The 15,753-nt window shown below is 44.2% G+C and carries 3 protein-coding genes; all 3 read left to right on the top strand.

What is annotated here, in order from left to right; translation table 11 throughout:
- Positions 1-134: 134 nt before the first annotated feature.
- The 3 genes from J4N40_RS09360 to J4N40_RS09350 are packed head-to-tail and all read left to right on the top strand — an operon-like array spanning position 135 to position 15,753.
- On the top strand, positions 135-12,275 hold the full coding sequence (locus J4N40_RS09360; protein WP_250654209.1) for an Ig-like domain-containing protein: 12,141 nt from the start codon (positions 135-137) through the stop codon (positions 12,273-12,275).
- On the top strand, positions 12,272-14,443 hold the full coding sequence (locus tag J4N40_RS09355; protein WP_250654208.1) for a type I secretion system permease/ATPase: 2,172 nt from the start codon (positions 12,272-12,274) through the stop codon (positions 14,441-14,443). The genes J4N40_RS09360 and J4N40_RS09355 overlap by 4 nt, the downstream gene beginning before the upstream one ends.
- Positions 14,440-15,753 carry an HlyD family type I secretion periplasmic adaptor subunit gene (locus tag J4N40_RS09350; protein WP_021033865.1) on the top strand — a complete coding sequence of 438 codons (1,314 nt, stop codon included), beginning with the start codon at positions 14,440-14,442 and terminating at the stop codon, positions 15,751-15,753. The genes J4N40_RS09355 and J4N40_RS09350 overlap by 4 nt, the downstream gene beginning before the upstream one ends.

Below are 15,753 nucleotides of genomic sequence, written 5' to 3'. Positions count from 1 at the left end.
TCTCGCATACATGAGGTATGTTTTTGGTTCAATATCTCATTAGAGCCATTTAGGGCCATGTTTTTTCTAGTTTCATTTGAACAGTCATATTCGTCGACCATACTTAAAGTTCGTTGTTTCATATGGGGCGAATTATGCAGCCAATACTCTACATTCAAATCGGTAATGTTCTTTGGGCGGTTTTAAGTGACGGTTCTTGGATCCAAATGTTGCCCAACGAACAATTAGTTCCAGAAGTAGAGGTGGTTGTTCTTAATACTGACATTCTCGATATTGCATTTAATGAAGATACAACAAGTGAGGATGAATCGAGTTCGAATGATCTTTTAATTGCATCTCAAAACGGTATTGAATCCACTTTTAATCAGAGCGTTCGAGATTTTAGTGAGTCTTCTGGTGGGTTAAGTTTTGTTGCCTATATTCGCGCTGTTTTACCTGAGCAACTCGTTTCTAATGGCTATGTTACTAGGCCAGCAGTGCAAGAAAGAGAGAACCCAACTTCTGAGACTCAGGCTCCTGAGCGGTTGAATCCCGATGCTATATTAACGGTGGATATTCTTGATGGCGGCGATGGATACGAAAACCAGTTTGAAGTTCCTAGTGTCACGATTCAAGGTGACGCACTCAAGATAAGCGATGAGTGGCTTGTTACTATCACCATTACCGATAGCCTCAATAATTCTATTACTGTTACAACGACCGTAGAGAACGAGTCTTATACCCTATCAGGCGTTGATCTGTCTTCTCTTGCCGAAGGGCCGCTTACGGTGACTTCTGTGGTTTCTGACGTTTATGGCAATAACCTGAACGCCGTCGATACGACCATTAAAGATACGCTTGCAACGGTGAACGTCAATTTTGATGGTGGAGGGGATGAGTATTTAAATCAGTACGAAATCGCGACTACTCGCCTCGAAGGGACGATTGAAAACATTGAAGATGGCCAGCGTATCCAAGTTACGGTAACCGACTCGTTAGGAGCGGTCATAAACTTAGAAACGGTGGTGACTGGTGGAAGTTGGTCTCTGGACGACGTTGACCTTTCTGGATTGTCTGAAGGTACGCTGACAGTTGTTGCTGAGAGTATTGATATAGCGGGCAACCCTACAACCAGTGAAAACACCATCATCAAAGATACGCTCGCAAGTGTGACGGTGGACGTTGACGATGGCGGAGACGGCTATTTAAACACTGAAGAGCGCCAATCTGTCACTTTGTCAGGGCAAGTCAGTGATGTTGAAAATGGTCAGACGGTTTCTGTCACGGTTCAAGACAGCTTGGGGGTGATGCTCTCGTTCAATACCGTTGTCGTTGATGGTATGTGGCAAGTCGAAGGGGCGAACTTATCCACGTTAGCCGATGGGGCGTTAACCGTATCTGCCTCCGTGAATGATGTGGCGGGCAACCAAGCGAAAGCGATGGATGAGGCTACGACCATAGATGCCACTGCTCCCACCATTGATATCGATACGGATTTTTATATTAGCGGTGGTCTTGCCATTGATGATTTCCGTGAGGGTATAGTCACGGAAATGAGAGGGACAACCAGTGGTGTAGAGCAAGGTTTGGCAGTGACGATTCGGGTAAGTGACGGAGACAGCACGCTGAATTTTACTGGCCTCGTTGATGCATCAGGTTCGTGGACAGTAACCGGAATTGACGTAAACACTCTCAATCTAAACAACACGTGGACCATTGAAGCAGAAGTGTTGGATGCCGCCGGCAACCACGTGGTCGATACCATGCCGACAATAGTGCTACCCGGTTCAACGGTATTTTCTGAAAACATCGTTGGATTTTTTGGTGAGCAAAGCAGCTCGGCAGCCATCAACATAGAAAATGGTGTGCCAGCACTGCATGCAGAGCAACCAAGTTTGAGCGCGCTTACATCGGTCGGTCAATCTATAAATGTTGTTGTTGCAGAAGATGGGTTGAGCTTACAAGGAACATCGACTGACGACCGATTAGTTTTCTCAGCAGAAGTCAATGATGATGGTACGGTTCAAATTACTTTTTATGAAGCGATTGATCATGGTGTAGGTCAAGATGAGCTGGTGACTAACGTATTGGTTGAAAGCATTCAAAGTGATGCTGACGGCACACAAGAGGCTGTTGTGGCTCCCCTAGAAATCGCCATCCTTGATGCCGATCCAGTGATCGAAAATGAGTCATATAGTGTAACCGAAGGCCAAGTCATTTCTGGCAATGTACTGGAGAATGACATTGATATTGATGGTGACTTGTACATTCGATATGTCAGAGCCGGAGGAGAGATCCAGTCTGTCCCTGATGGTGGCTCAGTAAGTTTTAGTCTAGAGAAGGGTGAATTAACCGTATTTTCAGATGGCTCTTGGCAGTTGAATGCCAGTCGCAACTTAGATCACACGGTTGAGCAAAGTCTCGTTTTTGATTATCTCGCAGCCGATGATTCAAAAGATTACGGTGTAGCAACCGCAACTATCGACATTATAGATGGCCAAGCGGGTTATGTAGGCAGCGCTACTATAAACGCAGCAGAAGTACCTCTGGGAGAGGCATTATTAACCACCGAAGGCAGTGTTAATGTGATTGCTGGCTCTGATAACCCTGATCCGACTAGTTTGTATTTTGGTGGGGCATCCATTACTAAGTTAGAGGCATTAGGGCTTACAAGCTCAGTCTCTGATAATGAGCTTAGCTACACGTTAAGTTCCAGTGGAAAGCAAATCACAGCATTTGCCAATGGTGTCACTGTATTTACGTTAACATTGAGTGGCATTGAGTCGGGTAACGATGTACTAGCTTCAATCTCGCTTACTCTTGATCATCCTATCGATCAATTCAATAGTAGTGATACGGTCACTTTCCCGCTGATCATTGGAGGGACAGATCTAGACTCCACACCGCTTGTAGAGAATGAAATTGATTTCGTGTTGAAAGATGGTGTTGATCCTACGTTGAGCAACTTGACTGTCGTTGCAATGGAAGAGATTAATCTAGAAAGTGGGGCAATCTTTAAGACTGGGAGCCTTCAACTCGATATCGGGAGTGATTATGTTGACTCTCTTCGATTTAGCGAATTAAACCAGCCCACATTAGTGAGTAGTGAAAGTGAGTTGCTTTACCGTCTGTCTGATGACGGTACGACAATTACTGGCTATATCTTAGAAGGTGGGGTGGAAGTAAATATTTTTCAATCGAAACTATTGTCCACATTACCTTTAGAGTCTAGTAGTGAAATAGAGTATTCCTTTGAATTATATCGCTCTTTCGATCTGTCAAAAGATCAAATCCTGGATATACCATTGTTAGTTAATGCAACAGATTCAGACGGTGACACCACCTCCGTAACACTGGATATTACCTTAGAGGCAATAGAAGGTTTGAACGATGATGCCTCTTTAACAGTAGATATTCTTGATGGTGGTGATGGATACGAAAACCAGTTTGAAGTTCCTAGTGTCACGATTCAAGGTGACGCACTCAAGATAAGCGATGAGTGGCTTGTTACTATCACCATTACCGACAGCCTCAATAATTCCATTACTGTTACAACGACCGTAGAGAACGAGGCTTATACCCTATCAGGCGTTGATCTGTCTTCTCTTGCCGAAGGGCCGCTTACGGTGACTTCTGTGGTTTCTGACATTTATGGCAATAACCTGAACGCTGTCGATACGACCATTAAAGATACGCTTGCAACGGTGAACGTCAATTTTGATGGTGGAGGGGATGAGTATTTAAATCAGTACGAAATCGCGACTACTCGCCTCGAAGGGACGATTGAAAACATTGAAGATGGCCAGCGTATCCAAGTTACGGTAACCGACTCGTTAGGAGCGGTCATAAACTTAGAAACGGTGGTGACTGGTGGAAGTTGGTCTCTGGACGACGTTGACCTTTCTGGGTTGTCTGAAGGTACGTTGACTGTTGTTGCTGAGAGTATAGATATAGCGGGCAACCCTGCAACCAGTGAAAACACCATCATCAAAGATACGCTCGCAAGTGTGACGGTGGACGTTGACGATGGCGGAGACGGCTATTTAAACATTGAAGAGCGCCAATCTGTCACTTTGTCAGGGCAAGTCAGTGATGTTGAAAATGGTCAGACGGTTTCTGTCACGGTTCAAGACAGCTTGGGAGCGATGCTCTCGTTCAATGCCGTTGTCGTTGATGGTATGTGGCAAGTCGAAGGGGCGAACTTATCCACGTTAGCCGATGGGGCGTTAACCGTATCTGCCTCCGTGAGTGATGTGGCGGGCAACCAAGCGAAAGCAATGGATGAGGCTACGACCATAGATGCCACTGCTCCCACCATTGATATCGATACGGATTTTTATATTAGCGGTGGCCTTGCCATTGATGATTTCCGTGAGGGTATAGTCACGGAAATGAGAGGGACAACCAGTGGTGTAGAGCAAGGTCTGGCAGTGACGATTCGGGTAAGTGACGGAGACAGCACGCTGAATTTTACTGGCCTCGTTGATGCCTCAGGTTCGTGGACAGTAACCGGAATTGACGTAAACACTCTCAATCTAAACAACACGTGGACCATTGAAGCAGAAGTGTTGGATACCGCCGGCAACCACGCGGTAGATACCATGCCGACAATAGTGCTACCCGGTTCAACGGTATTTTCTGAAAACATCGTTGGATTTTTTGGTGAGCAAAGCAGCTCGGCAGCCATCAACATAGAAAATGGTGTGCCAGCACTGCATGCAGAGCAGCCAAGTTTGAGCGCGCTTACATCGGTCGGTCAATCTATAAATGTTGTTGTTGCAGAAGATGGGTTGAGCTTACAAGGAACATCGACTGACGACCGATTAGTTTTCTCAGCAGAGGTCAATGATGATGGTACGGTTCAAATTACTTTTTATGAAGCGATTGATCATGGTGTAGGTCAAGATGAGCTGGTGACTAACGTATTGGTTGAAAGCACTCAAAGTGATGCTGACGGCACACAAGAGACGGTTGTGGCACCGTTAACGATTACTATTTATGACTCTGATCCGGTGATTAGAGATGACACATACTCAGTCGTAGAAGATCAAACAATTACGGGCAATCTACTTGAAAATGATATTGATCTTGATGGAACACTTTATGTGAAATTTGTAGAGGCTGGCGGGGAGCAGAAGTCAATTCTAGAGGGGGGATCCGTAAGTTTTAGTTTAGAAAAAGGCGAATTAACCGTATTTTCTGATGGCTCTTGGCAGTTTGATGCAGGTCGAAACCTAGATCATTCGGTCGAGCAAAGTGTTTCTTTCAGCTATTTAGCTGCAGATGACTCCCAAGACTATGGCTTGGCTAACGCGACCATTGATATTAGTGATGGACAAGCAGGTTACGTAGGCAATGCGACTATAGACGTAACAGAAGTCCCTTTGGATGGCCCGATATTGAACTTTGAAGGAACTGTCAATATTGTCGCGGGATCTGACAACCCTGATCCGAGTAGTTTGTATTTCGGTGGGTCATCTATTACTAAGTTAGAAGCATTAGGGCTTACAAGCTCAGTCTCTGATAATGAGCTTAGCTACACGTTAAGTTCCAGTGGAAAGCAAATTACAGCATTTGCGAATGGTGTCACTGTATTTACGTTAACATTGAGTGGCGTTGAGTCGGGTAACGATGTATTAGCATCAATTTCGCTTACTCTTGAGCACCCTATCGATCAATTCAATAGCAGTGATATGGTCACTTTCCCGTTGACCATTGGTGGCGTAGATTTAGATGCCACACCGCTTGTAGAGAATGAAATTGACTATGTTCTAAAGGATGGCGCAGACCCAACTTTAAATAATTTGAATGGGGTAGAAGTAAAAGAATCTGATCTCGCAAATGGAAGTGTGTTGAGCTCAGGGAATTTTCAAGTTGAGGTTGGCAGTGATTACCTCGAATCTTTGTCGTTCATCGTCTCTGAACAACCCTTGTTGACGAGTGGTGAACAAGTTGTGCTTTATCAAGTCTCTGCGGATGGCAAAACACTTGATGGTTATATTCTTGACGAAGATGGGCAAACTCAGATTCCCATCTTTCAAGCTACCCTCAATGCTTCATTACCTATTGATGCAAATAGCGACATTACCTACTCCTTTGAGCTTTTTCAGGCTCTCGACCAACAAGAAAATACTGATCCAAACGTGCCTCTCGTTGTTACTGCAATGGACTCAGACCAAGATAACACGTCGGTCGTTTTAGACATTAATGTGATAGATAACGACAATGAACAAGCGCTAATCAATAGTGGCAATGTCGAGTTAACCGAAACACCTGTCGATACAAACATTGCTCCTGATGGTGTTTCAGCCATAGCGAATACGGATGTGATAGTTACGTCATCATTCGATCCGATTGTGTATCTGGGTGTTGACATAAATGATGGAGATACTGTCAAAACTACGCTTGGTGATGCTGTTACTTATAACGGAGAGGCTGCCACTTGGTACGATAACAATGATGGAAGCTTTGACGCAATTTCAGACACTGGAGACGTTGTATTTAGGGTCACGTTACCTAGTGACTTCTCTTTGCCATCAAATGATACGTCTACCGTTAATGTAACTGTAGAGCTTTATCACTCGCTTGACCATGTTTTAGGTGATGGGACGCAATTGTCGATCTCTATGCCCATCGTGGCGAGAGATTCTGATGGAAGCGAGATCTCTACGGAGTCCAACATACTGGTCTATGATGGCTTGTTTCCGGAACTAGTAATTACAGAGGGAATCACAGTCAATGAAAGCGGGTTGAATGATGATTCGCTTGATTCTGGCATCGAGGGCTCGTCACCATCCATTACGCTATTACAAGGTTCAGACTCTATCGCCAGTGTGAGCGTGAATATCGATATGTTCAATGCGCTCGGCTATAAAACAAGTAGTGGTAGCCTGGTTTCGCTTGATTCACCGGACTCGAATGGTTGGTTATATGCAAGAGATGAAAGCGAGCAAGACGTCTTTAGAATTAGATTTAATACCGATGGGACTGCCGAGTTTGATCTATACCGTGCACTTGAACACGATGAACCTGACGGTGTTCCAGCGGACGAGAACACATTAGAACTCAGTTTTTCAATTTATGCCGTTGATAAGGATGGCGACCAGTCTGAAGCTGAGACATATACCGTTAGTGTAGTAGATGATATCCCTGAAGACACAAGCTCACCAATAGAAATTGAACTTACCGAGGGGGATGAGTTTTCGGGAAACTGGTTTAGCAATAATGCCGACTTAATCAGTTCAGATGGCACGTTGATTTCAAGTTTGACCTATGCAGGTGAAACATACGATACGGCGAGTTCGGTATTTAGCAATGATGCTTGGACCATCGATTTAATCAATAGTAGTGATGGTAACTTAAAATATGGAACGCTGACTATTGCTCAAGATGGGACATTTACGCTAACTACCGAGCTTATTGTTAATACGCCTGTAGGTGGTTTGCTTGATGATCTAACGATAACTGTGACGGATGCAGACGGTGACCAAGCAAGCAGTGAAGCTCAATTAATTCTTGATGATGCTAGGGGCTTTATTCGAACTGTTAATGTAGATACGTTAGAAGATAATGGCGCGAATAACAGTGGAGACCCCACGCCAGTCGCGTTACCGATTAGAGTTTCTCCTGGGGATACGGAGAATAATGAGCGTGTTGAAGCGATAAGGATCTCTGTTGAATCTCTACAAGGAGGGGCTCTGTTTTTAGACGGAGTGCGCCTTGAAGATGATGATAATGACGGATTTATTAGTCTTTCTGGTACAGAGCTGATGGGGGTGGGTATATTCACCGTTCCAAATGGTGATCTCACTTATCAACCAGCGCTAAACCTGTCGGGCAACACTATCAAAGTTTCGTTAGCAGTGTCTGCATTAATCGTATCTGATGTCGAACCAGATGGTTTTGTACTACAAGGCAATAACACGTTAAATGTTAACGTTTTACCGGTTGCAGATTTGCCAGAGTGGTCTAGTGATTCGGACTTTTCTTATCAAAGTGTTGAAGATTCCGCTGAATCACTTTCACTCAATATTGTTGCTGAAAAGTTTGACCAAGACGGTTCTGAAACGCTCCACTACCAAATTTCGAATATTCCAGATGGACTTATGTTAACACTTAATGGAAGTGCTATTGAGGAAGGTAAAGCGTATAGCCAATCCGAGTTAGATCAAATTGAAATCACATCTAACGAAAACTTAGCCGGAAGATTTACTTTTGATGTAACGGCAGTAACGACTGAGTCGGGTAGTGTGTTTGCCGATGAGCAAGATAAAACAGCGGAGATCACTGAGCAAGTTGTTATCGATATATCTCCAGATGCCGATGTGCCTACGCTGACCGTTAAAAACATTCAGGGGCTTGAAGACCAAACGATTGACTTAAAAGATTACATCTTAGGGCGGCTCACTGACACAGATGGCTCGGAGTCTCTGTCTTATCGCATAGAAGTTCAAGATGGTTGGACATTGCCTGTCGGAGCTGGGATTACGCTTATCGGTATTAATACCTACCTAGTGACCTCCAATGCTCTAGCCAATTCAGAGGCGTTACTTCAACCAAAATCGGATATCAGCTCATTTACTGAATCTCTATCACTTCAAGTAACCGCCATTTCAACAGAGTCGACTATTGATGGCTTAGCACCTCTTAATGAAACCGCCGAGAGCCAATCTGCAACCATTGACATTAAGCTAAAAGGCGTGGTCGATGAACCAATTGTCCTAGATGGTGGACAGGGGAATTGGCAATATGATCAAGCGACTAAAGTAATTAGTAATCTCTCTACGTTAGACGAAGATAACCTGATACAACTGGATTTTATCATCCAGACATCAGACGACGATCTATCAGAAGAAATTAATATCTTGCTTCAGAACATCCCTTTGGGAACACAACTGACAGATGTAAATGGTGACCCTATTGTTCTTCCAATTGCTTACGTGGACCCAATAACGGGGCCAGTTTATCAGGTCTCAAACGCTGTTCTTGAAAACACTTACCTCAAAACAGAGCAAGATTTTAGTGGAACACTGAGCATGGATGTTATCGTCGTTTCAACAGAGCCGGATGGTGATTCTGCTGAAACCCCTCTTAAAGTGGAAATGGAAATCTCACCTATTGTTGATCAAACTGACGGTCAAGAATTACAAAGCAATGGTATTGAGGACAATTTCATCACACTAAATCTTGAGCCTGTCGTTAATCAAGATATAGATTCTAGTGAGTCCTTGACAGGATACACCATTGTATCCATTCCAGATGGCTTAACGCTTTACTTTGATGGTAATGCAGTAGAGGAAAGTAACTTACCGTTAGAACTCAATGAACTACTTGATGGTAGCTCGGCAACATTATCTGAGTTGTTAAACAGTGGACGAATCACTGTAAAAGCTAATGAAGACCTAAGTGGGACATTTAGCCTGGAAGTTCAGTACGAAGTGACAGACACGCCTCCTACGCTGGAGGCTGATGTAAAGGCAATCAATGGCTCTTTGAGCGTCGTGGTTTCTGGAAAAGTGGATATTGGTAATGAAGATATTGACAAAACACGTTTAGAAGGCGCGACTGAAGTATTCACAAGTACGGATGGGTCTGCTGTTGACGTGAGTGGAGGCATTACATTTACAGAAGCGGATATTGATGGTTCAGAGTATCTCGATTACATCGTTTTACAGATACCGCAGGGTCAAGACCTCATTGTTACTCATCCGAATGGTGCTTCTCAAGATGCCGATGGGAACTGGCTGATTCCAATGGAAGGAATCACAAGTGATAGCGTGTTGGAAACCGCTCAAGATTTGCTTGCTGGCGCATCGATTTATAGCCCATCTAACACAGAGATACTTGATGTGAATGTGTTAGCGTATGTTCGAGATGGAACGGATGCCCAATACATCACAGGCCAGTTCCAAATTCAAATTACTGGCCATGAAGGAGATGGAGACCAGTGTGCTGATCCTGGTGAACCAGGAAGCGTTCAAAGTGGGGATATTGTAGGTAAAGAAGGTGAAGATGTCTCAATTGGGGCGTTTTTAAACCCTGATGTGGCGAGTAGTGATGGTAACTTAGTTTCCTTCTTTGTCGCCGCAGATTCTTTACCTGAAGGAGTCGAGCTTACTGGCGAAGGTGTGATACCTGCTTATGATAATGCAGGCAATCTGTTGGGCTATTCAATTTCTAGCGCTGGATTGTCTTCCTTGACGCTTACTGGCGTGGATGAGGACTTTGCTGGTTGCATTACTTTCAATTTAGAAGTGACAGAAACGGCCCCATGCGATGGTGACTCGAAAACAACCTCTCAGACCATTACGGTACAAATCTCTCCTGTTGTCGATGATATCGCGATAGCACCAAGCGAAGTTACGGTTCAAGAAGATACTATAACCAACCTGAATCTTGCTCTTGTATTGGGCGATAGTGAAGGGCCAATGCAGTCCATTACTGGAGAAGGTGACGCAGCGACTGGCCTTGAAAGTGTCAATTGGGTTTCTTTATCTGTGTCTGACGAGAATGCGCGGTTTACTGCCGTGGACCCGAGCCTACTCATTGACAACGGTGATGGAACATGGGTAGTGACAGATGTTACGCGTCTAAACGAAATTCAGTTAATCCCACCTGAAAACTACAGTGGAGAGCTTGTTATTTCCGTTGACGCAAACATTACTGATGAAGTCACGGGAAGTTGTTTAAGTACTGACAGTGCGAAAGATACTCAAACTAAATCAACAGAAGTTACCGTTACCATTGCCCCAGTGGTTGATAAAGCGGTTCTGGAAACAGAAGACGTAGTTGGTGATGAAGATAATTATATTTATTTAGGAAACTTATCTGCATCATTAATCGATCAAGATGGTTCTGAGTCGATGTCTTTGGTCATGACAGGAGTGCCAGACGGAGCTGTGTTGGTTTGGGACAATAATGGGACGTTCGAATTACTCCCTGATAACGGTTCAACGGATGGTGAGAGCAAGGAGTGGCAGCTAACTCAAGCACAACTTGATAAGGTTTACTTTCTACCGCCACTAGATTTTAGTGGGGATATTTCACTAACACTGCAAGCTATTACCCAAGAGTCTGGATCAAACGACTATAACTATACCACTTCTCAGTTCAACGTCGGCGTAAAACCGATTGGCGACGATGTATCGTTGAATACAACCTCTAACACGTTCACTGGAGATGAAGGTGATTCCGTTTCGATTGACTTTTTAGCGAGCGGTTTTGAAACAAATAGCAACGAATATATAGAAGTGTCGATGTTGATCAAAGCAAGCTCTGAACCCTCTGCATTGGAAGGCTTAGGTAGGATTCGTATTGGAACTCAATTCTCATCCTTTACCTTCGATGACGCGGGCAATGCCGTGGCGACGGTATTAGTGCGAGCAAATGAAGTGTCAGGTTTGGAGTTCGTTCCGAAGGATGCATTTGGAACGATGGATGTTGCTCTCAATGTTAGAACGTTTGATCAAGCGATAGTGTCAGGGAAACTCGAAACCGATTTTGGAGATGTGCAAAGCACCGATCTAACCATTGTTGTTACCCCTGAAGCTGATGAGCCAACACTAACGGCCGATTATCAGTCTATTGTGTCTGAAGCGTCTGGGAGTATTCCTTTAGGGTTGAGCATGAATTTAGTCAACCCTGCACCAGAAGAGTTTGGAAGTGTGGAGATTCGCGGATTACCAACAGATCTAGAGTTGAGTCATGGTGAAAGATTGAACGGCATTTACACTGTTGATCAAGAGGATGTCGCTGATCTTTCCATCGTTGGTGGGTTTAGCGGTGCAAGTGATTTTACGTTGTCGATAAAACCGATTGCAACACTGGGTGCTACTGTCGCAGAAGGTGCTGCTCAGACAGTCAATGTTGCCTTAGTGGAAGAGGGTGACCAAACATTACTTGCGACAGATGCTAATGATTTGCTTATTGGAGGAAGTGGCAGCGATGTATTCCAGTTTGACAGTTCAGGGCTCGGTAACGAGTTAAAGCCCTCGTACGATGTGATCAACGATTTCCAAATATCCGTTATTGGTGATGATAATGACACAATTAACATCGCCTCGATAATCACCGCTACCTCGATAACAGAAGTCGATAATAAGCTCGATTTAACAGAGAATGATGATGGCGTAACGCTTCACATAAAACCAGAAGAGACGGGGACAAAACAACAGATTCTTATGCAGGGCGTCACTCTCGATCAGCTTTACAAAGGTGACTCGACTGGCGTAGCCGAAGAAAATGTCTTACAGAAGATGATTGATGACAACAACTTGCTAGTAGGTGGTATGTCATGAAGCATCACTCATTCTCATCAAGTGAGCTGACTAACGATCCTTGGGGGCAATCGTTAACTTGGTTGATGCGTTATTTTGAGGTTAGACACCATACAAAAAAGGTGCTTTCTGGATTACCTCTTGTTGAGGGTAGATTGGATAGTGACTTATTCATCAGAGCCGCTGAGCGAGCCGATCTTGAACTCACATTAATCGATTTAAAATCCACCGCAATGTTGAGCTTTCCATTGGTGGTAATCAATAGGAAGACGTTACAACCCGCTATTATATCTGAGCGACATAACAGCGATTATCAAGTCACGTTATTTAGTGAAGATCAAGGTGAAACGCAATACGTCACGAGCGAGGAACTGCAGAATCAATTCCAGCCTCAAGCATGGCAAGTTTCTATGCGTCCAGAGCTGGACAAACGGATAAGTTCTATTCAAGCGGATTATAATGAACATTGGCTTTTCGCAGTAGTGAAAGAAATGTCTCCGTGGTATCGAGATCTTTTGATTGCCTCTTTCCTTATCAATACGCTAGCGCTAGTTATTCCGCTTTTCACTATGAACGTTTACGATCGTGTAGTGCCTAATCAAGCTTTCAGTACATTATGGGTTTTGGTCGCTGGTGTCTCCGTCATCATTATTTTTGATTGGCTATTGCGTAAAGCAAGGGGAGTTGTCACTGATACCGCGGGTAAGTACATCGATAACAAGCTTTCTTCGATACTTTTTTCTAAAGTTATGGGGATGAAACTTGAACACCGTCCTGCATCAGTCGGTGCATTCGCTCGACAACTACAAGATTTTGATAGTGTTCGCGATTTTTTTACTTCTGCATCTCTTGTGACCTTAGTTGATCTCCCATTTACGTTGTTATTTTTAGTCTTAATTGGTTGGCTAGGTGGGGCAATGATGTTCATACCTATTGCCGTCATGTTTACCCTGCTGATCCTTGGCTTTGCGGTAAAAGCAAAAATAGAACAATCACATACGGAAAGTGCTGCACTATCCATGAAGCGACAAGCTCACTTGTTTGATTCATTGTCCTCTTTAAAAGAGATTAAGCAAAATAACGCTACGGGAGAAGCACAAAAGCGTTGGGAGCAAACGGTATCCATGCTTTCTGATTGGCAAAATCAATCGCGAAACTATTCGAATATCGTTGCTTACTCCATTCAATCTAGCCAGCAGATAATTACCGTAATGTTACTTGTAACAGGCGTGTACAGAATTTCTGAGGGATTGCTCAGCATGGGGGGGCTCATTGCTATTGTCATGCTTAGCGGTCGTGCTGCAGGGGCGATTAACCAGTTAGCTATGCTGTTACTTCGCTATCAACAGACAAAAACAGCGGTTGAAGGCTTAAATTCTATCATGTCTTTACCTCAGGAGGTGCAACGCAGTCAGGTCATTACGTCTGCCGAATTTACAGGGAATATACGTTTAGAAAACGTGAGCTTCCAATACCCAGATGTTGATATGCCATGTTTGAGAGATATTAATCTTACTATCAAGCAAGGCGAACGCGTTGGCGTTATTGGTAGTGCAGGAGCAGGAAAGTCTACACTCCTTTCTATTATTACCAATCAACTCAGTGCCTTACAGGGTAGCGTTTATTTTGATGACATTGACAGTCAGCTTTGGCCCGCCGAATTGATAAGAGAGAAAACGGGTTGGGTTGGCCAAGATTCGCATCTTATATACGGCAGCATTATGGAAAACATAGTATTAGGACATCATGTTATTGATCAAGAACGTTTACGCCGTGCGATAGAATTATCGGGTTTGAACCAGTACATGAGCCGCCTTCCTCATGGTCTAGAAACGCAAGTCGGAGAAGGAGGGCGTTATTTGTCGGGGGGGCAAAGGCAAGCTGTAGCGATTTCAAGAGCGTTTTATCGAAACCCTGCAGCATTAATTTTAGACGAGCCAACCAGTTCCTTAGACCAGCCAGCTGAGAATGCGTTGTTTAATGCTCTTAAATCGTTGCCGCACTCGACGACGATGATTATTAGCTCTCATAAACATTCCTTATTATCGCTTTGTGATCGAATTGTTGTGCTTGATAAAGGCACAATTTTGAGGGAAGGAGCGCCCCAAGAAATTTTTGCTAAACAACAGTCTAACGCGAAAACGAACAGAGTACGCGCAGTATCAATTGTACGCGAAGGAGGTCAATGATGAGCACAGTTCGTTGGAGTAATGCTCATTTAGCAAACCGTTCGAGAACGTTGATTTGGTTGTCTGCCGCGTTAGTGCTAAGTGTGATTATTTGGGCCTCGTGGGCGAGGTTAGACGAAGTGGTTGTCGGCGAAGGAAAGGTTGTTCCTACTTTGTCTGTTCAGACGATTCAGAGCTTAGAGGGAGGCATTCTAAAGGAGTTACTTGTCATGCCTGGTGAAAGCGTCACTAAGGGGCAAACCATCGCTATTCTGGATGATACAAGGTTTAAGTCGACCTATTCGGAGACCTCTGAACAAGTTGAATCTTTGCTCGCCAGAAAGCAGAGGCTTCAAATTGAATTAGAAACGGTAAAAGTGAATAGCCTCCAACTGGATTGGAAACAACAAGTGAGTATCGAGCCTCAGCCATTTGATATTTCGATGACCGGCCACTCTGCCTATCTGAATGCCAAAGCAAACTATCTTGAGCGGTTGAGCCAACTGGAGTCTGAGCTGGAGGAGGCTAAATTGCGAATTGAGCAACAATCGCAAGCTTATCTAGATACCTTGAATACCATTCAAACACTAAAAAGCAGTCTGGTTATTGTCTCGAAAGAGCGAGATATGTTGAGAGAGGTGGTTTCTAGTGGCGCGGTGGCTGAAGTGGAATTATTAAAACTGAATAGAGACGTTATAAAGCTCAAAGGAGACATCGCGAGTTCACAAGCTGCTGCCCAAAAGCAAAGGGCTGTGTATTCTGAATCCATCGCAGATTATCGTGGTACTGCGCTTGCTTTTAGGGCAGAGGCACAAGGGCAGCTCAATGAAGTTGTGACGCAACTAGCGCAGCTCAATGAAAGTCGTCAGGCGATTGCGGATCAGTTGAATCGAACGCAGTTACTTTCTCCGGTCGATGGAACCATCAAAGATGTTTTTGTCAGAACCATCGGAGGTGTGGTTAAGCCGGGTGAGCCTATTTTAGAAATAGTCCCTCGTAATAGCACGTTAATCGTTGAAGCGAGAATTTCTCCTCAGAATATCGCCTTCATAAGGCCTGGCCTGCCGGCAACGGTAAAGTTGTCTGCCTATGACTTTGTCATTTACGGAGGCCTAGAAGGAGAAGTGACCTACGTAAGCGCCGATGCACTTCAAAATGAAGAGGGCAATGCCTACTACCGTGCCAACGTTACTTTCAAGGTTGATGATAAGTTTACGATCATCCCTGGAATGCAGGTTGTGGTAGACATTCTTACAGGAGAAAAAACAGTACTGAATTATTGGTTAAAACCTATATTACGTGCGAAAGAGAATTCGCTCAGAGAAAGATAG

This window comes from Vibrio sp. SCSIO 43097 (genome assembly GCF_023650755.1).
GTDB lineage: Bacteria > Pseudomonadota > Gammaproteobacteria > Enterobacterales > Vibrionaceae > Vibrio > Vibrio alginolyticus.
This window is presented reverse-complemented; position numbering and strand designations above follow the sequence as displayed.